This window comes from Streptomyces sp. Ru71, from assembly GCF_002920535.1.
GTDB lineage: Bacteria > Actinomycetota > Actinomycetes > Streptomycetales > Streptomycetaceae > Streptomyces.
Genome location: NZ_PQSS01000015.1, coordinates 74,638 through 96,536 on the forward strand (window position 1 = coordinate 74,638; position 21,899 = coordinate 96,536).

Here is a 21,899-nt window from a genome sequence, read left to right on the forward strand (position 1 = left end):
CCCTTCAGCCGTCGGCCTGCAGGGAGCCGATGACTTCGTCGGCGGCGCGGTGACCGGAGGATATCGCGCCGTCGATGTAGCCGTTCCAGGCCGTGGCGGTCTCGGTGCCCGCCCAGTGCAGGCGCCCGGTGGGCTCGCGCCAGCCGCGTCGGCCGTAGCCCGTCCATCCGCCGGGGGTCACGTACGCCTCGTAGCCGCCTCGGGCGAAGGGGTCGCGCGACCAGTCCTTCTCGGTGTAGTCGAGGGGGCGGGTGGCGCGCTCGCCGACCGCGCGGCCGAAGCTCGTCAGGACCGCGGCGCGGCGCTGCCCGGGGTCCAGCTCCGCCCACCGCGACAGACGGTCGCCGTAGACGAATCCGACCAGGACACCGGGTGTGCCGTCGGCGGGGGAGTTGTCGAACACCACGCCGACCGGTCCGTCGTCGTAGAGCGTGGCGATGCCGGACAGTCCGGCCGCGCGCCAGAACGGGGTGTCGTAGACGGCGTGGACCTTGGCGACGCGGCCCATCGGGGAGTGCGCCGTCCAGCCGTCCCGGGCGAGCGGAAGGCCGGGGGAGAAGCGCAGGGCGCGCACCGCGTGCGGCGGCAGCGCGACGATCGCCCGCCGGGCCTCGTAGGTCGTCGACGCCGTACGCACCCGGACGGCGCCGGCGTCCTGCTCGATCGCGCTCACCGGTTCGTTCAGGCGCAGCCGCTCACCGAGCAGGTCCGCGACGGCGCGGGCGGGTGCGGCGGCCCCGCCCGTGAACCGGCTGTCCTGGGCGCAGTCCCGTGTCTCCATCAGCTGCTCGTAGCCCCCGGCGGAGGCGATGTAGAACAGCACGTGGAACAGCGAGATCTCGTACGGCTCCGCGCACCACAGGCCCTGCACGGCGAGCGCCAGCCGGCGCAGCGCGTCCGGGTCCGCGGTCTGCGCCCGGAAGAAGGAGTCCGCCGTGCCGGAGTCGAACTCCGTGAAGCGCGGTGTCCGCCACGGGGCGGCGGTGTCCACCGACCGGGCGAGTTCGTCCAGCAGCTCGGTGACGCGGGTGTACTCGGCGATGCCCGGCCCCTCGGCCGGCGCGGCCCCGAGGTAGGGGACCGTGGTGCCGTCGTGCCACACCTCGATGTGTCTGCCCGTCTCCCAGGTCGGGAACGTGGCGCAGCCGAAGCGGGCCGCGAGGGCGAGCAGCTGCCGCTGCGCGGGGCCGACCCACTGGCCGCCGTGATCCAGGGTGAGCCCGTCGGCCCGGGTCTCGGACAGGACGCGTCCTCCCACCCGGTCGGCGGCCTCGACGACAGCGCAGTCCACCCCCGCGTCGTTCAGCCGCAGCGCCGCGGCGAGCCCGGCGTACCCGGCTCCCACCACCACGACCTCGGATTCGATCAGGGACATACCTGTCTCTTCCCACATGGCGGCCGAGCATGACGCAACACTGACCCATTGGTCAATCCTTGCGATCCAAGCCGTCCGCGGCATTGACAGCTTCCGGCCGTTCCGCATGATTGACCCAGGAATCAGCGTTGCGATTCCGCCGTGTACGAGCGCGCCGCTCCCCCCGGCGTGCGCGCCGATGGCTGCTCCCCGGCCCAGCCCGGGCGGCGCCCTGCCGAGGTCCCTGCGTCGCCGTCGATGCATGCGGCGCCGGGCCCCACCGTCGCGAAAGGCGCGGCACATTCCGTCGCCTTCCTCCGTGCGAGACCCTGGACAGGGGATCGATGATGGCAACCACCGCACACACCACATCCGACCCGGCCGCCGGCAAGGGCCTGCGAACCGGCGCGCTCTCCATGACGACCAGCCTGATCCTGTCGGTGGCGTCGGCCGCGCCCGCCTACAGCCTCGCCGCGACCCTCGCGTTCATCGTGGCCTACGTCGGTTTCCAGGCGCCGGTGATCGTCCTGCTCGCCTTCGTGCCGATCCTGTTCGTCTCCTTCGGCTACGCCGCCCTCAACCGCCGGGACCCGGACTGCGGAACCATCTTCACCTGGGCCGGCCGCGTCCTCGGCCCCCGCGCCGGCTTCATGGCGGGCTGGGCCGTCATCACCTCCTTCGTCCTGGTGATGGCGAGCCTGGCCCAGGTCGCCGGGCAGTACGTCTTCCTCCTGTGCGGCGCCGACGGCATCGGCTCCGATCCCTCCAGCCCCTGGGTCCTGTTGGTGGGACTGGGCTGGATGGCCCTGATGACCGCCGTCTGCCTGCGCGGCATCGAAGTGGCCGCCGCGGTGCAGCGCGCCCTGCTGGTGCTGGAGTTCGTCATGCTCGTGGTGTTCTCGGCGGTCGCCCTGGTGCGGGTGTGGACCGGGAACGCCCCGGCCGGCGCGCGGCAGCCGGGTCTGTCCTGGATGAACCCGTTCGAGATCTCCTCACCCAGCGCGTTCGTCAGCGGCCTGGTGCTGATGCTGTTCATCTACTGGGGCTGGGAGACCGCCGTCACCGTCAACGAGGAGACCACCGACCGCCACCGCACCCCCGGCCGCGCGGCCGTGTGGTCCACGATCGTGCTGCTGACGCTCTACCTGCTCGCCACCGTGGCCACCCTGGCCTTCGCCGGCACCGGCACCACCGGGATCGGGCTCGGCAACCCCGACAACTTCGGCGACGTCTTCTCCGCGATCGGCCAGGCCGTCTTCGGCGCCGGCGCGGTCGGCACCCTGCTGTGGCACCTGCTCGTCCTCATGGTGCTGTCCTCCGCGGCGGCGTCCACCGAGACGACTGTCCTCACGCTGGGGCGCACTCTGCTGGCGATGGGTCGGCAGGGAGCCGTACCGCGTCCCTTCGCCAGGATCCACCCGCGCTACGCGAGCCCGCACGTGGCCACCCTCGCCATCGGCGTGTCCGGGGCGCTGTGCTACATCGTCATGAACGTCCTGGCCGACGGTCTGGTCATCGGCGACGCCGTCTCCTCCTGCGGGCTGATGATCGCCTTCTACTACGGCCTCACCGGCCTCACCGCGGCCTGGGCCCACCGGGACCGGTGGCGGCACGGCGCCGCCGACCTCTGGCTGCGGATCGCCCTGCCCGCCGTCGGAGGCGTCGTGCTGCTCGCGGCCGGTCTGTGGAGCCTGGTGAACGACTGGGACCCGGCCAACAGCTCCACGTCCTTCACGCTCCCGTTCCCGCCGCACTGGCACATCGGCGGCGTGTTCCTCATCGGAGCGGGCACCCTCGCCGCCGGCTGGCTGCTGATGCTGGGCTACGCCCGCCTCGCACCCGGGTACTTCCGCGGCGGACCCCGCCGCGCGCAGGTCGCGAGCCACCCCGAGGCGAGTGACCGAGCCTGAGGCTCACTGAATCGCCATTCAGTACGCGCGCTCATTGACATGGGCGTTCCGCACTCCGAATACTGACTGGCGATTCAGTAGCTGGACCCTTCCTTCCCGTGTCTGGAGAGGCCATGTCAGAGCTGCCCACCGAGCTGGTCCCGCTGAGCCGGGAACAGCGGGACATCATCGACCTCACCCGCTCCTTCGCCCAGGAGGAGATCCGCCCCAGGGCCCGCGCCGTCGACGAGGCCGACACCGAGACCCCGTGGGACCTGTGGCGCAAGGCCGCCAAGGTCGGCATCACCGGCTTCATGCTGCCGGCCGAGTACGGCGGGGGCGGCTTCACCGACGTCTTCACCCAGGTCCTCGTCCAGGAGGAGCTGTGCGTCGGCGACCTCGGCATCGGCAACCTGCTGTGCTCCAACGGCTTCTTCGCCGACCCGCTCCTCGAACTCGGCACCGAGGAACAGAAGCGCACCTGGCTCACCCCCCTCACCGGCCCCGACACCCCCATGACGGCACTGGCCACCACCGAGCCCGGCGCCGGTTCCGACGCCGCCTCCATCACCACCACGGCCACCCGCACCACCGGCGGCTACCGCCTGAACGGCCAGAAGGCCTGGATCTCCAACGCCGGAGAGGCCGACCAGTACGTCGTCTTCGCCAAGACGGATCCGACCCAGCGCTCCCGAGGGGTGACCGCGTTCCTCCTGCGCAAGGGCACGGCGGGCATGGAGTTCGGCGAACCCATGCGGAAGATGGGCCAGCGCGCCATCGTCTGCCGCGAGATCTTCCTCAACGACGTCCTCGTCCCCGAGGAGGACCGGCTGGGGGAGGAGGGCCGCGGCTTCCACGGCCTGATGCGCACCTTCGACATCTCCCGCACCGTGCTGGGCGCGGCCGCCACCGGCGTCGCCCGCGCCGCCTACGAGTACGCCCGCGACTACGCCAAGAACCGCGTGCAGTTCGGCAAACCGGTGATCGAGCACCAGGCGGTCGCCTTCCGTCTCGCGGACATGCGCACCCGCATCGAACAGGCCCGGCTGATGACCTGGCGCGCGGCCAAGCGGCTGGACGCGGGCCTCGACGCCACCGCCCAGGCGGCCATGGCCAAGCTCACCGCGTCGGAGACCGCCGCCCACTGCACCTGGGCGGCCGTCCAGACACTGGGCGGCTGGGGCTACTCGCGCGAGTACCCGGTGGAGCAGTGGATGCGCGACGCCAAGCTGGAGGAGATCGAGGAGGGCACCTCCGACATCATGCGCCTGGTCATCTCGCGGAGCATGTGATGACGTCGGCCGTCTCCCCACCGAGCACACAGCCCATCCAGGCCGACGGCTGCGCGCCGAGCCGAACCGGCGGCGAGACCCTGGTGCGCGCACTCGCCGCGCACGGCGTGACCCAGGCGTTCGGCATCCCCGGCACCCACAACCTGGAGATCTACCGCCACCTGGCCGCCCACGGCATCGACCAGCTCAACCCCCGCCACGAACAGGGCGCGGGCTACGCCGCCGACGCCTACGCCCGCCTCACCGGCACCCCCGGGGTGGCGATCACCACCACCGGCCCCGCCCTGCTGAACATCGCCGCCGCCGTCGGCCAGGCCTACTCGGACAGCGTCCCGCTGCTCGTCGTGTCACCGGGCATGCCGCTGCGCCATCCACGGCAGTCGATTGGGCTGCTGCACGAGATGCGCAGCCAGACCGAGGCGCTGCGCGGAGTTGCAGCCGTCAGCCATCGGGTGTCCTCCGTCGAGGAGATCGGCGCGGCGGTCGCCCGGGCCTTCACCCTCTTCCGCACCCGGCGGCCCCGCCCGGTCCACATCGAGGTACCGCTGGACCTGCTCACCACCGAGGGACCGGCGCGACCGGTCGTCACCGCCCCGCCGGCCGGGCCCGCGCGGGCCGACGCGGACGCCCTCACAGCAGCCGCACGGACGCTGCGCTCGGCCGCCCGCCCGGCGATCGTCCTCGGCGGCGGGGCCCGCGGCGCGGCGGCCGAATGCCTGCGGCTGGCCGAGGAGTTCGGCGCTCCCGTGGTGACCACCGCCAACGGCAAGGGCATCGTCGCGGAGACCCACCCGCTCTCGCTCGGCGTCTGCCTGCACACCGCGGCCGTGCGCCGCTGGCTGGGGGAGCGGGACGTGATCCTCGCCGTCGGCACCGAACTCGCCGAGTCCGACCTGTGGGACGCCCCGCCCGCACTCGGCGGCACCCTCATCCGCGTGGATCTGGACCCGGCGCAGATGTACACCTCCCTGCCGGCGGACATTCCCCTGGTCGGTGACGCCCGTGCCACCCTGCGCGCACTGCTCGCCGCGTGCGCCGACGGCCGGGGAAGCGCGGGGGCGGACCCCGGCGGCACCCATCGGGCGCTCGCCGCACTGCGCGTCGAGCGCGACGCGGAGACACACGGCAGCGCCGCGCACCTGCTGCCGTATCTGGCGGCGATCCGGGCGGTGCTCCCCGAGGACACCGTCCTCACCTCGGACAGCGCCCAGTGCTGCTACTACGGTGCCATCCCGCACCTGCCCGTCGGCCCACGCGGCCGCTATCTCCACCCGACCGGTTTCGGCACCCTCGGCTACGCCCTGCCCGCCGCCATCGGCGCCAAGACGGCCGAACCCGGCCGGCCCGTCGTGGCACTCAGCGGCGACGGCGGACTGCAGTTCTGCGTCCAGGAACTCGCCACCGCCGTACAGTTGCGACTGCCGCTGCCGGTCGTCGTGTTCGACAACGGCGGCTACGGCGAGATCCGCGACGAGATGCTCGCCCGCGGCGACCGCCCCGTCGCTGTCGACCTGTCGCCGGTCGACCTGCCCGCCCTCGCCCGCGCCTACGGCGGCCACGGCGTCCGCGCCGACTCGCCCGACGCGCTCGCCGACGCACTGCGCCAGGCCCTGGTCACCGCCGGTCCCACCCTGATCACCGTTCCCGAGGAGCCCTCCCGATGAGCACGCCCCCCACGACCACCACGCCGACGCCCGCCGCTGCCGCGACGGGCGGACCGCGGCGGCCCGGGGCGGACGCTGCCGCCCCGCTGGTCTCCCTCACCTGGACCGACCCGGAGACCGGCCGCCAGGGCTTCCTGGTCATCGACCGCCTGGTGCGCGGCGTCTGCAGCGGCGGACTGCGCATGCGCGCCGGCTGCACCCTGGAGGAGGTCACCGGCCTGGCCCGGGGCATGACGATGAAGGAGGCGCTGCACTACAACCCGCAGGGCCGCTACATCCCGCTCGGCGGCGCCAAGGGCGGCATCGACTGCGACCCGCGCGACCCCGCCGCGTACGGCGTCCTGGTGCGCTACCTGCGCGCCGTGCGCCCCTACGTCGAGCAGTTCTGGACCACCGGCGAGGACCTCGGCCTCACCCAGGACCTCGTCGACCGCGCCGCCGCCGAGGCCGGGCTGGTCTCCTCCATCCAGGCCGTCTACTCCCTCCTCGACGACGAGGAGGCCGCCCGCCGGCGCCTCGCCGACGCGTTCGCCATCGACGTCGACGGCATCGGCCTGGACGAACTGGTCGGCGGCTGCGGGGTCGCCGAATCGGTGCTCACGGCACTGGACCGGGCCGGCGTGCCGTACCGGGAAACCCGCGTCGCCGTCCAGGGCCTGGGCACCATGGGCGGAGCCACCGCCCGCTTCCTGGCCCGCGCCGGGCTGAGGATCGTCGCCGTCGCCGACATCAAGGGCACCATCGCCAACCCGGCCGGCCTGGACGTCGAGGCGCTGCTCGCCGCGCGCGACGGCCACGGCTGCGTGGACCGCGCCGCGCTGCGCCCCGAGGACGCCGAACGGCCGGCCGGCGCGTGGCTGACGGCCGACGCCGAGGTGCTGGTGCCGGCCGCCGTGTCCTACGCCGTGGACACCACCAACCAGGCCGGGATCACCGCCCGCTGGATCGTCGAGGCAGCCAACATGCCCGTGGTCCCCGAGGCGGAGGCCCTGCTGGCCGCGCGGGGCGTCACCGTCCTGCCCGACGTCGCGGTCAACTCCGGCACCAACGCCTGGTGGTGGTGGACGCTGTTCGGCGACATCGGCGCCGACGCCGACGAGGCCTTCGCCCACACCCGCCGCTCGATGCGCGCCCTGGTCGAGCAGATCCTGGCCCGGGCCGAGGCCGAGGGCAGCACGCCCCGCGCCGCCGCGCACGCCCTGGCCGCCGACCGCCTGCCGGTCATCGCGGAGCGCTTCGGAGTGTTCCGTTGACGGCCCCCGCCCCCGGGCGGGCCGCCCCGCCCACCGGTGGATCGGGCCGCGAGCAGGCGGCCCCACCCGCCGGTGCCCCCGGCACCGAGCCGCCCGAGCCGTCCGCCCGCTGGCTGCGCGCACTCTTTGACCCCCGGTCGGTCGCCGTCGTCGGCGCCTCCGACGACCCCGCGAAGTGGGGCTACTGGCTCGCCTCGGGCGCGCTGGCAGGGCGGCGGCGCCGCACCGTGCACCTGGTCAACCGGCGCGGCGGCACCCTGGACGGGGCACCGTTCCTGCCGGACCTGGCCGCGCTGCCGGGCCCCGTGGACCACGTCGTGGTGGCGGTCCCCGCCGCGCATCTGCGCACGGTCGTCACCGACGGGCTCGCCGCCGGCGCCCGCTGCTTCACCGTCATCACCGCGCACGGCGCCGACGCCGACGAGGAGCGCGCGCTGGCGCGGCTGGTGACCGACCACGGCGCACGGCTGCTCGGCCCCAACTGCATGGGCGTCGTCGACACCACGGCCGAACTCCGCCTGAGCTGGGGCGACTTCCCGGCCGGCCAGGTCGGCCTGGTCTCGCAGAGCGGCAACCTCGCCCTGGAGATCGGCCGGCTGCTGGCCCGCGCCGGACAGGGCTTCTCCCGCTTCGTGTCCCTGGGCAACCAGCGGGACATCGACGCCACCGACGCCCTGGAAGCCCTGATCCACCACGAGCCGACGAAGGTCGTCGCCGCCTATGTGGAGGACTTCCGCGACGGCCGGCGCCTGGCACGGGCGCTCACCGCCGCCCACGCCGCCGGCAAGCCGGTGCTGCTGCTGACCGTCGGCCGAAGCGAGGCCTCCGGACGGGCCGCGGCCTCCCACACCGGCGCCCTGGTCAGCGCCCGCGCCACGGTCGAGGCGGTCTGCCGGGACGCCGGCGCGCTGCTGCTGGAGTCGGCGGGGGAGGTCGTGGACACCGCCGTGTGCCTGCTGGCCGGAGCCGGCCGCGCCCGGGGCACCGGCCGCGCCCGGGTCGCCGTCGTCGGGGACAGCGGCGGGCAGGGCGCCCTGGCCGCCGACGCGTTCGCCGTGCGCGGTCTGGACGTGCCGGCCCTGTCCGAGGACACCCGTACCGCCCTCGCCGCACACCTGCCCCCGGGCGCCGGCTGCGGCAACCCCGTGGACCTGGCCGGCGCGGGCGAGGCGGACCTGGCGGCCTACGCGCGGATCGCCCGCACCCTGCTGCTGTCCGGCGAGGCCGAAGCTGTCGTCCTCACCGGCTACTTCGGCGACTACGCCACCGCCAACCCCGCGCAGGAACAGCACGAGTGCGCCGTGGCCGGCCAACTCGCCGACGCCGCCGAGCAGTCCGGCCGGACCCTTCTGGTGCACACCATGGCCCGGGACACGGCCGCCCTGACCGTCCTGCGCGGCCGGGGCATCCCCGTCTACGAACGCATCGAGCACGCGGCGGCGGCCCTCGCCGCCACCGAACGGGTCCGTACGGCACTCCCCGCGCCGCCGGCCGCCCCACCGGCGCCGTCGAAGCCACCGCGGGTGACCGACGGCGGCTACCGCACCGTCCGCGAACTGCTGCGCGGATACGGACTGGCCTTCCCGGAGGCGGAGTTCGTCCGGACCGTCGACGATGCCGTGTTCGCCGCCCGCCGCATCGGCCGGCCGGTGGCCCTCAAGGCGATGGGCCTTTCCCACAAGACCGAAGCGGGCGGTGTGGCACTCGCCCTCGCCGACGAGGACGCGCTGCGGGCCGCGTTCACCGCCATGCGCGCCGCGACCGGCGCGGCACGGTACGCCGTCGAGGCGATGGCCGGCCCGCCCCACGCGGTCGAACTCATCGCGGGCGTCCGGCGGGACCCGGCGTTCGGCCCCGTCCTCATGGCCGGCATCGGCGGCGTGCGCGCCGAACTCCTCGGCGACGTCGCCCTGGCCCTCGCCCCGATCACCCTCGAACACGCCCGCGACCTGCTGCGCTCACTGCGCCACGCGCCGCTGCTCGCGGGCTGGCGCGGCGCACCCGCCGTCGACCTCGACGCGGCGGCACAGGCGCTGTGCGCGCTGGCCCGGGCCGCGGTCGACCACCCCGAGCTGGCCGAGCTCGAAGTCAATCCGCTGCTGGTGCATCCGGGCGGCGCCCTCGCCCTGGACGCGCACGCGGTCCTCGCACCGACGGAAAGGCCCCGCACATGACGACCCCCGGCCCCACGGAGTTCGCCGGCCGCACCTACCTCGTCACCGGCGGCGGCAGCGGTATCGGCCGTGCCATCGCACTCGCACTGGGCGCCGCGGGAGCCCGCCCCGTCGTCGCCGGCCGCACCCCCGAACGCCTCGACGAGACCGTCGCGCTGGTCGAGAAGGCCGGCGGCAGCGCGCTCGCCGTGCCCACCGACGTGCGCGACCCGCAGGCCGTCGACGCGTTGGTCGCCGCCGCCGTCGAGCGCTACGGCCGCCTGGACGGCCTGGTCAACAACGCCGCGGGCAACTTCGTGGCGCCTGGCATCGACCTCAGCCCGAACGGCTGGCGCGCGGTCGTCGACATCGTCCTCAACGGCTCCTACTACTGCACCCGCGCGGTCGCCCGCCACCTGCGCGAGGAGGGCATGCCGGGCTCGGTCCTCTCCGTGATCGCGTCCTACGCCTGGCACGGCCACCCGGGCACGGTCCACTCGGCCGCCGCCAAGGCCGGTGTGCTCGCCATGACCCGCACCCTCGCGGTCGAACTGGCGCCCCTGGGCATCCGGCTGAACTGCGTGGCGCCCGGGCCGACCGAGACCGACGGAGCCGGCGCGGCGCTCTGGGCGACTCCCGAGGCGCGCGCCGACGTCCTCTCCTCGGTCCCGGCGGGCCGCTTCGCCACCGTCGAGGAGGTCGCGGACGTGGCCCTGTTCCTGCTCGGGGACCGGGCGTCGTATCTGACCGGCGAGTGCCTGACGCTCGACGGCGGGCAGTGGCTCGGCAAGCAGATCTACGGGCGCACCACGACGACCGCGTAGAGCGCTGCCGGGCAACGGCGGCACGGCCCGTGGCCGTGCCGCCGCTCACCCGTGCCCGCGTACCGACCGCGTCGCCGTGCCCGCCCTCCCGCTCGCGGAAAACCTGCTCACGCTCTCTTGACGGACCGGTGCGACGCGCGCCACAGTCTGCCCACTACTGACTGTCCATTCAGTTAGTGCGCACAGGTCGTCCACCATCGACGGTCCGCCCACACCGCCACGTCCCCCAGGAGCCGTGCCCGTGACCCAAGCGACCCCACCTCCCGGCCCGAGCACCCCCGACCTGTCCGAGGGATGGAGCGAGCAACGCTCCCACCTCCGCAAGGACCTGCGCCGGCTCGATGTGCTCTTCTTCCTGATCTGCACCCTCGTCGGCCTCGACACCATCGGTTCGGTCGCCGCCCAAGGACCGCAGGGACTGACCTGGATGGCCGTCCTCGCGCTCGCCTTCTTCCTGCCGTACGGCCTGCTGGTCGCCGAACTCGGCTCGGCCTTCCCCGTCCAGGGCGGCCCCTACGTGTGGACCCGGCTCGCCTTCGGCCGCCTCGTGGCGGGCCTCAACCAGGTGCTCTACTGGCTCTCCAACCCCGTGTGGCTGGGCGGCAGCCTGTGCATCATCGCCCTGACCACTTGGGAGGAGTTCTTCACCCCGCTGCCGGGGCTGTGGAAGTACGCGGCCGGGCTCGCCTTCATCTGGATCGGGGCCCTGGCCGTCGTCCAGTCCGTCCGCGTCGGCAAATGGGTGCCCACCGCCGGAGCCGTGGCCCGGATCGTGCTGCTCGGCTTCTTCCTCGTCTCCGTGGTCGTCTACGCCGTCGAGCACGGCGTCCACCCGCTCCCCGCGGGCGAGTTCAGCCCCACCTACGCCGGGTTCGTCGCCCTGGTGCCGGTCCTCATCTTCAACTACGTCGGCTTCGAGCTGCCCAGCTCCGTCGCCGAGGAGATGACCAACCCCAAGCGGGACATCCCCCTGTCCATCCTGCGCTCCGGCTTCGCCTCGCTGATCCTGTACGGCGGTCCGATCCTCGGCATCCTCTTCGTCCTGCCGTCCGACGAGATCGGCAGCCTCGGAGGCTTCATCGACGCCTGCAAGGCGGTCTTCACGGTCTACGGCGGCCATGTCGCGGCCGACGGCACCGTCGTGCTGACCGGCGCCGGTTCGGTGCTCGGCGGCATCGCGGCGGCCGGGCTCATCATCGGCCTGCTCACCAGCGGCGTCACCTGGGCGATGGGCGCCCACCGGGCGCAGGCGGTGGCCTGTGCGGACGGCGCCGGGCCCGCCTGGCTGGGCAAGGTCTCCGAGCGCCACGGCACCCCCGTCCGCGTCAACCTGCTCTCCTCCGTCCTTGCCTCGGTGCTGCTGGTCGTCGCCCTCAACCTCACCGGCGGCGACGGAGAGAAGTACTTCGCGGCCGGCCTCGGCCTCGCGATCAGCACCACCTTCATCTCCTACGTCATCACCTTCCCGAGCCTGATCGTGCTGCGCCGCAAGTACCCGGACGCGCCCCGGCCGTACAGCGTGCCCGGCGGCCGGCTGGGCCTGTGGACGGTCACCGTCCTCGCCACGGGCCTGGTCGCCTTCACCGTGATCGTCCTCATCTGGCCGGGCTTCGGCGTCGGCTGGTTCGGCAGCGCGGGTTCCGCGGCCGACTCGCTGCCCCCGAGCTTCGCGGGCGAGCGGCTGCAGTACACCCTCAGCCAGGTCGTCCCGCTGCTGCTCTTCCTCGGGGTGGGCGCCCTCTTCTACGTCTGGGGCGCACCGGCACGCCGCCGCGCCCGCGTGGCGGAAGCCACGACGGCCCACGCCGGGCAGGACGTGGCGCACCCCGCGCCGCGGGCGGCCTCGACGGCCGAGTGAGCGGGGGGCCGCGATCCGGCCCCCCGCCGTCGTGTCACCAGGCGTAGGCCTCCGGCGCCGGCTTGGCCCCGTTCGGTGCCGGGGGCGGGAACAGACGGTCCAGCTCGGCGAGCGTGTGGTCGTCGAGGCGGATCTGCAGGGCGCGCAGCGAACCGTCGAGGTGCTCGGTGGTCCTCGGGCCGATGACCGGCCCGGTGACCCCGTCCTGCGCGAGCAGCCAGGCCAGCCCGACATGGGCCGGGTCCTCGCCGATGCCGGCGCACAGCTTCTCGTACTCCTCGATCGCCTGCCGGTGCTCGGCCACGGCGAGGGCGGCACGTCCCGAACCCCCACGGGGTGCGCCGCCCTCCCGCTGCTTGCGCAGTACGCCGCCGAGCACACCGCCGTTGAGCGGTCCCCACGGGATCACGCCCAGGCCGTAGGCGCGGGCGGCCGGGAGCACTTCCAGTTCGGCCCAGCGGGTCATCAGGTTGTACCGCGACTGTTCGCAGACCAGTCCGAGCAGGTGGCGGGAGCGTGCGGCCTCCTGCGCCTGGGCGATGTGCCAGCCGGCGAAATTGGAGGAGCCGAAGTACAGCACCTTGCCCTGCTGGCGCAGCACGCTGAAGGCCTCCCAGACCTCCTCCCACGGTGTGTTCCGGTCGATGTGGTGCATCTGGTACAGGTCGATGTGGTCGGTCCGCAGCCGCCTGAGCGACGCTTCGCAGGCACGCCGGATGTGCAGCGCCGACAGGAACGACTCGTTGGGTCCGTCGCCGGTCGGCAGGTAGACCTTCGTGGCCAGCACCGTCGCGTCGCGCCGCGCGCCGCCGGTGGCGAACCAGCGTCCGATGATCTCCTCGGTGACGCCGTCGCCCGGCGTGAGGCCGTAGACGTCGGCGGTGTCGAAGAAGTTGATGCCGTGTTCGTGCGCCCGGTCCATGATCGCGTGGCTCTCGGTCTCGGACGCCTGCGGCCCGAAGTTCATGGTGCCCAGGACCAGCCGGGACACCTTCAGGCCGCTGCGGCCGAGGTGGGTGTACTGCATGGGTGTCACCCCTTTCAGAGGGTCGGGCCGAACTGCTCGGTGAAGCGGCCGGTGAACAGGTCCATGCCCTTGATCTCGGAGACCGTCGACGTCGGTGCCGCGAACGGCCCCTCGGGCGAGGGGAGTTGGCCGACGCCGCCACGCGTGCCGAGCGGGAGCAGGATCACGGGGTGGGACAGTGGCCGGTAGGTGGCCGTGGGCCGCTCACCGCGCAGCTGGGCGGTGATGTTCCGGGCGACCACCTCGGCGTGCTGCAGCGCGTGGCCGGCCATCTTCTTCTCCGCGACGTCGGTGATGTCACCGACCGCGTAGACGTGGTCGTACCCCCTGACGTTGAGGCGCTCGGTCACCGGGACCCGGCCGTACGCGTCGAGGCCGGTGAGCCTGCCGTCGGCGAGGTAGTCGCTGTTGGTGCGCGTCCCGTGGGCGCGGAACCAGATGTCGGCGCCGATCTCCTCGCCCGCGCCGGTCGTCACGGTGACGGCGCCGGCCCGGCCGGGCTCGGTGCCCGGCAGCGAGGTCACGGTGGTGCCGAGGCGCACCTCGATGCCCAGGGCGTCGAGCTGGGCGCGCAGGTCCCGCACCAACTCCGGCTCGAAGCCTCGGAGCAGCTCCTCGGCGGGGTCGACGATCGTCACCCGCTTGTCGGGCCAGACCTCCTTGATCTCCCCGGCGAGTTCCAGGCCGACCGGGCCGGCGCCGAGGATCAGCACGCGGCCGGCCTGGCGCAGTTCCTTGTGCGTCCGGCGCAGGTCGTCGATGGCCTCCGCGGCCGAGTCGGAGACGGGCTTGGCCGGGTAGGAGTAGCTGGAGCCGGTGGCCAGGACCACGTAGTCCGCCGTCACCTGGCGCCCCGAGGCCACGGTGACTCCGGTCGGGCCCACGGAGACCGCGCGCTCGCGGATCACCGTGCCCCGGCCGAGAAGGGTGGCGAAGGGAAAGAACATCTTGCCGGCCCAGTCCGGCCGGGCCAGTGCCCGCAGGGACCCGGCCGCGTTGACGAGCGCGTCCCGCGGGTCGATGAGGACGACGTCGGCCTCATCCTCCAGCGCTTTGGCGACCGCTGCGCCTCCATAGCCTCCGCCGACCACTGCGACTGTGCGACGCATCTTTCTTCCTCCCCGAGTACGGCGATCGCACGGTCCGGGACCGGACCGCGCGGTGAAACGTAACGTTTCGTTTCGATCGTAAGGAGGTCAGAGGTGGCTGTCAAAACGGAACGTAACGTTTCCGGGGTAGACTCGTCGGGTGAGTGACAAGAACACCCGGCGCGGGCCGCGCTCGCGTGAAGCGATCCTGGAAGCCGCCGCCGACCTGTGCCGGGAGCAGGGCTATGCCGCCGTGACCATGGAGGCGATCGCCACCCGGGCCCGCGTCGGCAAACCGACGCTGTACCGCTGGTGGCCCTCGAAAGGGGCCGTCTATCTCGACGTGGTGCTCGACAGGGTCGTCGAGCCCGCCATCGAGCTCCCCGACACCGGCGACATCGCCGGTGATCTGCGCACCTGGATCCGCGGCTTCGCCGACCTCTTCAGCGACCCGCACGCGAAGGAACTCCTGCAGGGCCTGCTCGGCGCCGCCCAGACCGACGCCGAACTCGCCGGCATGCTGCGGGAGAAGATCCAGCGCCCGCTCCAGGCGGGCAACCGGCAGCGGATCGCCGCCGCCCAGGCGGCCGGGGAACTCCCCGCCATGGACCCGACCCTGCTGGAGGAACTCCTCATCTCCCCGCCCTGGTACCGCCTGCTGATCTCCGGCGAACCCGTCACCAGGGAGTACGCCGACGCCCTGGTCGACGCGGTGCTCAGCGCCGGGGGAGCGCGGCCGGCGTAGCGCTCCGCCCGTGCGTCAGGCCCGCAGCTCCGAGCGGACCAGCTCCAGCAGGCGGCCGGTCCAGTTGCGGCCCCGGCCGCCGTTGTCGCCCCAGAAGGCGGAGTGCATGTCGTCGTAGACGAGCGTGGCGTCGGCGGTGTCCAGCAGGATGCGGGCCAGGTCGGGGTGCTGGGTGAACTTGGCACGCAGCAGCCGCGCCATCACCGCTGTACGGACGTGCTCGAAGTCCGGGCGCAGGCCGGCCTCGGCCGCGAGTTCCCGGGCAGCCGTGGAGTGCGGAGCCCGGGCGATGGCGGCCCGGGCCGACGGCACGTCGGTGGCCAGGGCCCAGTAGGCGTGCGTGACGGTGGGGTAGGTCGTGCCCTCGACGGTGACAGGGGCCTGATAGCCGTTGCGCAGGCCCCTGGTGCCCGGGTCCTCGGCAGGCGTCAGCGGGAAGCTCTCGTAGAGGTGGATCGCCGGGGCGAGCGGGGTCTCGGGCCCGTCCGCCGGGACGCGCAGCGGGCGCTCGGCCAGCCACTCGGCGCGCTCCTCGAAGTAGGAGATCGCCTCGTCGTAGTCCTCCTGCCCGACCGGCTCGGACAGGCCCTCCACCAGCCCGCCGGGCCCGGCCGCGAGCACCTGCAGCGGCCAGTCCTTGAGGTCCATGTCCCCGAGGGCGTAGCGCCGTCGCGTGCTGGGGATCGCGAGGTAGGCGTCGCGGACGGCGGCGCGCTTGTCCTCGGTGCGGTCGGCGAGGAAGGCGTCGACGGCCTCAAGGCACCGGTCCGTCGAGTCCGGACGCCCGTTGAGCTCGTCGATGGTGTCGCGCACCTCGGCGAGCAACAGCTCAGGGGTGTGCCAGGTGCGCGGCTCACCGAACCGCCACGCCGCCAGCTCATGGCCGGACGCCCGCGCCCCGTCCGGGAGTTCGGTGGCCACCCACCCGCTGCGCAGCTTCTCCTCGAACTCCTCAAGCGTGACCAGACCCCAGCAGTCGATGAGGCCGTCGGCGTAGATGAACAGGTCGGAGAGGAAGTAGTCGCCGTTACGGATGAACACATGCCGCCAGGTACCGGGCACCCGAATGCCGTCCGCCATACGGTGGGTGACGCGTCTGCTGATCATCCAGGCATTGTCACGGACGGCCGAGAGCCACCGCACGGATTATCGAGCCCGGCCCCGAGGCGGTTCGAGCGGCTGGGCGTCCACAGCCGTGCCGGCAACCGGCGGCAGCAGCCCCTTCGCGGCGAAGTCCCGCACGCGCGCCGCCCAGTGGGGCCGGTCGGCGATCAGTGCCCCGCAGTCGCGCACAGCCGACCTCGGCGTCTCCGCCGGCCAGCCGGGCCCGGGCGCGCAGGAACCGCAGGTTCCCCTCGTCCGGAGCGCCCGACAGGCTTGCCCTCGCAGCAGCGGTGATCAGGGCGTGAGCAGCCGGTCCTGCTCCACCAGGGGCGTGCCGTCGTGCCAGTTCAAGGGTTTGCCGAAGCGGACCAGTTCGCCGTACAGGTCGGGGTCGACCTGCTCGGCGAAGACCAGGTCGAGCACGGCCTCGGCGGCCTGCGCCGGCGACTGGGCCTGGCTGTAGTCGCTGAACCAGGGGCGCGAGGTCGCGGTGTCGACCATGCCGGGGCACACGGCCGCGACCAGAGTGCCGGTGGCGAGGTCCCGCGCGCGGCGCTCGGCGGCGATCGCGCGGACGGCGGCGACCTGAGCCACCTTCGACGGCACGTTCAGCCAGACGGGCCAGCCCGCCTCCTGTGCGGTGCGGCTGTGGACGGCGCTGCGCCACGATTCGACGGCGTACTCGACCTGGTCGAGGTCCGCGCCGTCGAACAGGTGGTGCAGCCGGCGGTCGAGATGGCCGAGCGTGCCGAGGCTGCTCGCCACGACGAGCAGCCGGCCACCCGGCCGCAGCGCCGGGCCGAACGAGCGCAGCACCGCATGCGTGGCGGTGTTGGACACGTCGATGAACTCGTCGGCCCGCGCCGCCTGCGACTCCGCGGGCAGCACCCGCGCGACCGCGTTGGAGATGACGACGTCGACCCCGCCGAACCGGGCGTGCAGGTCATCGGCGAGTGCGGCGATGGCGTCGGTGTCGGTGACGTCCAGGACCCGGCCCTCGACACGGGCACGGGTCCCGGGCAACTCGGCCACCTCGCGGACGGCGTCCGTCACCCGCCGAGGGTTGCGACCGGTGAGCAGGACCAGGTCACCGGCGTTCATCCGCGCCGCCAGCCCTTCGACGAGAGCGCGGCCGAGTCCCTGGTTGGCGCCCGTGACAAGCGCGATGCGTGAAGCGTTCATGCCTGCCACGCTAGAAAGGCCGGGTCCATGAGTCCAACGAGACTTCCGCACCGCTAGTATGCGCAAACGTCATGGACTTCACCGATGTGTCACTGACCGCGCTGCGCGTCTTCCGCGCCGTCGCCGAACAGGGAACCTTCACCGCCGCCGCCGCGTCGCTGGGCTACACCCAGTCCGCGGTGTCCCGGCAGATCGCCGCCATCGAACGGGCCGCCGGGGCGGAACTGCTGGAGCGGCGGCGCGACGGCGTACGCCTCACCGCGGCCGGCCGCATCGTCATGCGCCGCGCCACGACCGTCCTCGACGAGATCGACGCGACCGCGCGCGAGCTGTCCGGTCTGCCCGGGCAGGCCGGCACCGTCCGCCTGGGCTGGTTCCCCAGCGCCGGCGCCGTCCTGGTGCCCCGGGCCCTGGCCGAACTGCGCCGCACCGAGCCCGGCCTGCACGTCGTCGGCCGTGAGGGCAGCTCCACCCCGGCGCTGGTGCGCGCCCTGCGGGCCGGCAGCCTCGACCTGGCCGTGCTCGCCTCGGGGCCGCCGTTTCGGCCACCGGACGCCGAGTCGCCCCCGCTGGCGCTGACCACACTCACCGAACGCGCGCTGTGTCTGGCCGTACCCGCGGCCCACCCGCTCGCCCGCGGTGACTTCGTCGACGTCGCGGATCTGCGCGGGCAGCGCTGGATCGCCGGTTCCACCTCGGGGGAGGACCGGCTGATGGGCGTATGGCCGGGTCTGGACGAGCGGCCCGACATCGCCCACACCGCACGCGACTGGCTCGCCAAGCTCCAACTCGTCGCCGCGGGCTGCGGCCTGACCACGGTCCCGGCCGCGCTCACCGCCGCCGCACCGCCCGGCGTCCGGGTCCTCCCGGTCCGCGGCGGGCCCCAGGAGCAACGGCGCCTGCTCCTGGCCCGCCTGCCCCACCCGCCGACCGAGTCGGTCACCCGAGTGGCAGCCGCCCTGCGCGCCGCCGCCCTGGACATCGACACGCCGGGCCCGCCCCGGTGACGACGCCCGGGGCGGCGGCGGCCCCCGGCCCGTCGTCACGGCGGATTCCGCTTCCGGAAAGCCGGTGTGCGAAGGGGAGTGAGCCCCTACTGTGAAGCCCGATGACACTCCTACACGCTCATGACTTCGGGGGCGACGGCCCTCAACTGGTTGTTCTGCACGGCTTCGGACGCTCCCTCATCGACTGGGACGCCGCGGCCACCCTGCTCGCCGCCGGGCACCGTGTCCTCGGCGTCGACCTCCCCGGACACGGCCGCTCGGCCGGTATCTCCCCCTGGACCGTCCCCGCCGTGGTGCGCGACATCGGGGACACGCTCGATGCGCACGGCGTGTCTCAGGCCGTCGTGGTGGGCCACTCCCTCGGCGGACTGATCGCGGTCGAGTACGCCCGGGCGAACCCGGACCGCACCCGTGCGGCCGTGAATCTCGACGGTTTCTGGTGGGCACCCGAGCGCCCCGGCGCCGAGCGGATCAGCGAAGGGCTGCCGGCGTCGGCCGGGGTCATCGTGCCACCCGAGTACATCGAGGAACAGGTCGCCAACGCCGCCCATCTGGGCATCCCCGCCGACCTGGCGCGGGCCGCCGCCCGCGGGGCCCTGCGCCCCCTGCCCGACGGCAAGTGGCAGACCCTGCCGGAACGGGCGGCGGCACTGGAGATCCTCGACGAACTGCACAGGATCGGCGCCCTCGGTGTCAGCTCCTGGCTGGACGGGATCGACAGCCCGCTGCTGATGGTGCAGGCCGCACGGCAACTGCCGGCCGCGCCCGGCATCGAGTGGTTCGCCGAGTTCAACGCCCGCTTCGCGCAAGAGGTCTCCGACGAGCTGACCGCGCTCTCCCGTAGCCGAGAGACGATCGACGCCGTACGGCTCGACGCCACCCACCTCATGAACGTGGAGGCCCCGCAGGCGGTTGCGGAGCTGGTGGCCGACTACGTCCGGGGGCTGCCCGGCTGAACCCGCGCCGGCGCCACCCCGCGTTTCAGTCGAGCAGGCCCAGGTCCGAGAGCTGCCGGCGCTGCTCTTCGGACAGCGATGCCTGCCGGCTGCGGACGTTGCTGCGCCACACCCCGAGTCTGACGGTGTGCTCCTGGTCGTCGATCACCACCGTCTCCACATGGCCTCGGGGCACGGTGAGGTGTCCTTCGCGCGCCTTGAACTGCTGTGCCGCGGCGATACCCCGCTCGAAGGCACGGGAACGACTCGTGGACGGCTTCGCGGGAGCGGGCTGCGCCGGCAGGGGAGTGACACCGAGCGCTTCAAGGCGCCGGCGCTGTTCGGGCAGCAGCCCCTGCCAGACAGTGGGCTGACGCTGCCGGGCGAGCCATCGGCCGATGTCGAGGCCGTTGACGGTGACCCCGGGCAGCACCGGCGTCGGCCCGGCCTCCTCGCGCAGCAGTTCCCGCAGGGCGGCGTAATGGCGTTGCCAGGCGGTCGGCCATGCCGGGTTCCAGTCGGGGTCGATCGCGGCGAGTGCCGCCTCCCGCTCGGGGTGCCCGGCCAGCGCCCCGGGCCTGCGCAGATGGGACAGCCACTGCCCGACCGGCTTGCCCAGCGCGACGGCGGTGCGAGGAGCGCAGAGCGTGAAGTGCTGCTCGTGGTAGATGCGGGCGGCGGCCAGGTTCTCCTGGAAGGCGGCGTCGGCGGCGTCCCAGACCATGCCGAGCTGCTCCAGCCGCTCCGCCCGCTTCCCGGCCAACTGCCCGGCCCCGTGGGCGCGTCGCTGCTCCGCCACCCACTGGCCGAGCGGATACGGCCCGGGGGGCTCCCGGTGGTCGTAGGGGACGCGCGCGTGCCCCTCCCGCTCCACGTACCGGCGCAGGGCGGCGTAACCGCGCGCCCAGTCCTGGCGTTCGGTGTCGATGACGTTGAAGGAGACCCACTCGGCGAGCAGCACCGGGTCCCGGGGGACCGCGAACCGCAGCAGCAGCCGGGACTCCGGCTCGCCCTCCCCGGGAGCCTCCCCGATGAAGGCGACCGGCTTGGTGCGTGCCGGGCTGTTCTGCGGGACGGCGAGCAGTTCGACGGCCTCCTCGTCATGCGCGCGCAGCCCCTGCAGGACCTTGATCAACGGCCGGTAGGACTGGGAGGCGAACATCTCCTCGGGCTGCTCGCCGGGCTGGAGGAAGACGGGCACGATGAGCGAGGCGAGTTTGCCCTGCCCGGGTTTTTGCCGCAGCGCCCGGCCGATGGCCTGCACGATGTCGTGCGGCGCCCCCTTGGGGTCCAGCAGAGCCACGGAGTCGACGGCGCGGATGTCCACGCCCTCCCCCAGGACACGGCAGTTGGACAGCACCGCCCGCCGCGTGGTGGTGGCGAAGGAACCCAGCACGCCGCGACGGTGCGCGGGGTCGTGCTCCCCGCACAGCCAGTCGGCCCAGATGCGCTCGGGATAGCGCTCGGGCCGGTCGGCGTGCAGCTTGCCGGCCACCCGCTCCAGGCCTTCGGCGAAGGCCTGCGCCTCCAGCGTGCGGTGGTGGAAGGTGATGGTCGTCTGCAGCCGGTGGTCGGCCATGGTCCGCAGCAGCGCGGCCTGCAGCGTCGCGAGCCGCTGCCCGCGCACCTCTTCCTCGTACCGCTGGGGACCGTACAGCCGCTCCGGGGTCACCACCGGGTCCTGCAGTTCCACCACGATGATCTGATAGCGCGCCAGCAGACCCCGGGAGATGGCCGAGGCGAGGGTGAGCTTGTACAGGACGGGGCCGAAGACGCTCTCGTCGTCCATGGACGCCGCCATCTCCTGCGGCAGCGGGTCCCGCAGCGGCTCGCCGGCCTCCCGGCGCTCCGGCCGGTCCTGCCAGATGCGCGGGGTGGCCGTCATGTACAGCCTCCGCGCCGCCGGCACGACCGCCTGGTCGTGGATGTCCGCCCACGCCTTCCCCAGCGACCCGGACGTGCGGTGGGCCTCGTCGACGACCGCCAGGTCCACCGGAGCCAGCCGCTGCCCGTAGGCACCCTCGAACGCCTCCGCCAGCACCCCCAGGGACGCGTAGGTGGCGTAGATGGTCACCGGCCCGCTGCCGTGCCACAACGCCAGCTGGATCGGGTTGGTCGTGGCCCGCACGCCCAACCGCCACAGGTGCGGGTCCTCCTGCATCGAGCAGACCGCGACCGCCGGGCCCGTGTGCCCCACCGCCCGCCACGCCGTGACCGTCTGGCCGAGAAGATCCAGCGTCGGCACCACCACCAGCACGCGCCCGCGCGGGGCGATGCGCCGGGCCGCGGCCGCCGCCATGATCGTCTTCCCGGTTCCGCAGGCGGCATGGACCTGCCCCCGCAGACCGTCCGCGGGAAGCCCCGAGGGCGGGATGTCCAGACCGCGCACGATGGCGTCCACGGCCTCGATCTGGTGGTCGCGGAGTTTCACGGCCATGGTCCGGTGATCTCCTTTTCGCGGAAGTCGGGCACGGGGCCGGACAGGAATATCACGGAGTGCACCGGATCGTGGCATGAACGTCGG

At 73.4% G+C, this 21,899-nt stretch carries 16 protein-coding genes; 10 read left to right on the forward strand and 6 right to left on the reverse strand.

Features of this window, described 5'->3' with window-relative positions:
• Positions 1 to 4: 4 nt before the first annotated feature.
• On the reverse strand, positions 5 to 1,375 hold the full coding sequence (locus tag C3489_RS12390) for an FAD-dependent oxidoreductase (RefSeq protein ID WP_258054669.1): 1,371 nt from the start codon (positions 1,373 to 1,375) through the stop codon (positions 5 to 7).
• Between the two features lie 326 nt (positions 1,376 to 1,701).
• Between C3489_RS12390 and C3489_RS12395 the strand changes: the two genes are divergently transcribed.
• The 7 genes from C3489_RS12395 to C3489_RS12425 all read left to right on the forward strand — a co-directional run bounded on the left by C3489_RS12395 (position 1,702) and on the right by C3489_RS12425 (position 12,287).
• Positions 1,702 to 3,264 carry an APC family permease gene (locus C3489_RS12395; protein ID WP_258054670.1) on the forward strand — a complete coding sequence of 521 codons (1,563 nt, stop codon included), beginning with the start codon at positions 1,702 to 1,704 and terminating at the stop codon, positions 3,262 to 3,264.
• A gap of 113 nt (positions 3,265 to 3,377) precedes the next feature.
• Complete coding sequence (locus C3489_RS12400) at positions 3,378 to 4,535, forward strand: acyl-CoA dehydrogenase family protein (RefSeq protein ID WP_103781819.1); 1,158 nt, start codon at positions 3,378 to 3,380, stop codon at positions 4,533 to 4,535.
• Positions 4,535 to 6,199, forward strand: coding sequence for a 5-guanidino-2-oxopentanoate decarboxylase (locus C3489_RS12405; RefSeq protein WP_103781820.1), 1,665 nt, complete (start codon positions 4,535 to 4,537; stop codon positions 6,197 to 6,199). The genes C3489_RS12400 and C3489_RS12405 overlap by 1 nt, the downstream gene beginning before the upstream one ends.
• Positions 6,196 to 7,452 carry a Glu/Leu/Phe/Val dehydrogenase dimerization domain-containing protein gene (locus tag C3489_RS12410; protein ID WP_103781821.1) on the forward strand — a complete coding sequence of 419 codons (1,257 nt, stop codon included), beginning with the start codon at positions 6,196 to 6,198 and terminating at the stop codon, positions 7,450 to 7,452. Before C3489_RS12405 ends, C3489_RS12410 begins: the two co-directional genes overlap by 4 nt.
• Positions 7,449 to 9,626, forward strand: coding sequence for an acetate--CoA ligase family protein (locus C3489_RS12415; RefSeq protein WP_258054671.1), 2,178 nt, complete (start codon positions 7,449 to 7,451; stop codon positions 9,624 to 9,626). Before C3489_RS12410 ends, C3489_RS12415 begins: the two co-directional genes overlap by 4 nt.
• On the forward strand, positions 9,623 to 10,429 hold the full coding sequence (locus tag C3489_RS12420; RefSeq protein WP_103781822.1) for an SDR family oxidoreductase: 807 nt from the start codon (positions 9,623 to 9,625) through the stop codon (positions 10,427 to 10,429). Before C3489_RS12415 ends, C3489_RS12420 begins: the two co-directional genes overlap by 4 nt.
• Positions 10,430 to 10,670: 241 nt before the next feature.
• Positions 10,671 to 12,287, forward strand: coding sequence for an APC family permease (locus C3489_RS12425; protein WP_308460807.1), 1,617 nt, complete (start codon positions 10,671 to 10,673; stop codon positions 12,285 to 12,287).
• Between the two features lie 34 nt (positions 12,288 to 12,321).
• On the opposite strand, the gene C3489_RS12430 is transcribed toward C3489_RS12425, so the two are convergent.
• Entirely contained in the window at positions 12,322 to 13,314 is a 993-nt protein-coding gene (locus C3489_RS12430; RefSeq protein WP_103781823.1) for an aldo/keto reductase, read from the reverse strand.
• Positions 13,315 to 13,328: 14 nt separating this feature from the next.
• A complete protein-coding gene (locus tag C3489_RS12435) occupies positions 13,329 to 14,423 on the reverse strand; it encodes an NAD(P)/FAD-dependent oxidoreductase (RefSeq protein ID WP_103781824.1) in 1,095 nt (364 codons plus the stop codon).
• Positions 14,424 to 14,562: 139 nt separating this feature from the next.
• Here C3489_RS12435 and C3489_RS12440 point away from each other — a divergent pair, with 139 nt between their 5' ends.
• Entirely contained in the window at positions 14,563 to 15,147 is a 585-nt protein-coding gene (locus C3489_RS12440) for a TetR/AcrR family transcriptional regulator (protein WP_103781825.1), read from the forward strand.
• A gap of 15 nt (positions 15,148 to 15,162) precedes the next feature.
• Here the strand turns inward: C3489_RS12440 and C3489_RS12445 are convergent, their stop codons facing one another.
• Both C3489_RS12445 and C3489_RS12450 read right to left on the reverse strand, forming a co-directional pair.
• On the reverse strand, positions 15,163 to 16,254 hold the full coding sequence (locus C3489_RS12445; protein ID WP_103781826.1) for an NADAR family protein: 1,092 nt from the start codon (positions 16,252 to 16,254) through the stop codon (positions 15,163 to 15,165).
• Positions 16,255 to 16,545: 291 nt separating this feature from the next.
• On the reverse strand, positions 16,546 to 17,433 hold the full coding sequence (locus tag C3489_RS12450; protein ID WP_103781827.1) for an SDR family NAD(P)-dependent oxidoreductase: 888 nt from the start codon (positions 17,431 to 17,433) through the stop codon (positions 16,546 to 16,548).
• A 71-nt stretch (positions 17,434 to 17,504) separates the two neighbouring features.
• On the opposite strand from C3489_RS12450, the gene C3489_RS12455 reads away from it, so the two are divergent.
• Positions 17,505 to 18,440 carry a LysR family transcriptional regulator gene (locus C3489_RS12455; protein WP_103781828.1) on the forward strand — a complete coding sequence of 312 codons (936 nt, stop codon included), beginning with the start codon at positions 17,505 to 17,507 and terminating at the stop codon, positions 18,438 to 18,440.
• Between the two features lie 101 nt (positions 18,441 to 18,541).
• On the forward strand, positions 18,542 to 19,396 hold the full coding sequence (locus tag C3489_RS12460; RefSeq protein WP_103781829.1) for an alpha/beta fold hydrolase: 855 nt from the start codon (positions 18,542 to 18,544) through the stop codon (positions 19,394 to 19,396).
• A 25-nt stretch (positions 19,397 to 19,421) separates the two neighbouring features.
• Here the strand turns inward: C3489_RS12460 and C3489_RS12465 are convergent, their stop codons facing one another.
• The gene (locus C3489_RS12465) at positions 19,422 to 21,812 is read right to left on the reverse strand and encodes a DEAD/DEAH box helicase (protein ID WP_103781830.1); all 2,391 of its coding nucleotides are present in this window, start codon (positions 21,810 to 21,812) and stop codon (positions 19,422 to 19,424) included.
• Positions 21,813 to 21,899 lie beyond the last annotated feature (87 nt).

Coding starts and splice junctions, on each gene's coding strand:
- C3489_RS12390 (WP_258054669.1), bottom strand. CDS start 1,375: ATGTCCCTGATCGAATCCGAGGTCGTGGTGGTGGGAGCCGGGTACGCC.
- C3489_RS12395 (WP_258054670.1), top strand. CDS start 1,702: ATGGCAACCACCGCACACACCACATCCGACCCGGCCGCCGGCAAGGGC.
- C3489_RS12400 (WP_103781819.1), top strand. CDS start 3,378: ATGTCAGAGCTGCCCACCGAGCTGGTCCCGCTGAGCCGGGAACAGCGG.
- C3489_RS12405 (WP_103781820.1), top strand. CDS start 4,535: ATGACGTCGGCCGTCTCCCCACCGAGCACACAGCCCATCCAGGCCGAC.
- C3489_RS12410 (WP_103781821.1), top strand. CDS start 6,196: ATGAGCACGCCCCCCACGACCACCACGCCGACGCCCGCCGCTGCCGCG.
- C3489_RS12420 (WP_103781822.1), top strand. CDS start 9,623: ATGACGACCCCCGGCCCCACGGAGTTCGCCGGCCGCACCTACCTCGTC.
- C3489_RS12430 (WP_103781823.1), bottom strand. CDS start 13,314: ATGCAGTACACCCACCTCGGCCGCAGCGGCCTGAAGGTGTCCCGGCTG.
- C3489_RS12435 (WP_103781824.1), bottom strand. CDS start 14,423: ATGCGTCGCACAGTCGCAGTGGTCGGCGGAGGCTATGGAGGCGCAGCG.
- C3489_RS12445 (WP_103781826.1), bottom strand. CDS start 16,254: ATGATCAGCAGACGCGTCACCCACCGTATGGCGGACGGCATTCGGGTG.
- C3489_RS12450 (WP_103781827.1), bottom strand. CDS start 17,433: ATGAACGCTTCACGCATCGCGCTTGTCACGGGCGCCAACCAGGGACTC.
- C3489_RS12455 (WP_103781828.1), top strand. CDS start 17,505: ATGGACTTCACCGATGTGTCACTGACCGCGCTGCGCGTCTTCCGCGCC.
- C3489_RS12460 (WP_103781829.1), top strand. CDS start 18,542: ATGACACTCCTACACGCTCATGACTTCGGGGGCGACGGCCCTCAACTG.
- C3489_RS12465 (WP_103781830.1), bottom strand. CDS start 21,812: ATGGCCGTGAAACTCCGCGACCACCAGATCGAGGCCGTGGACGCCATC.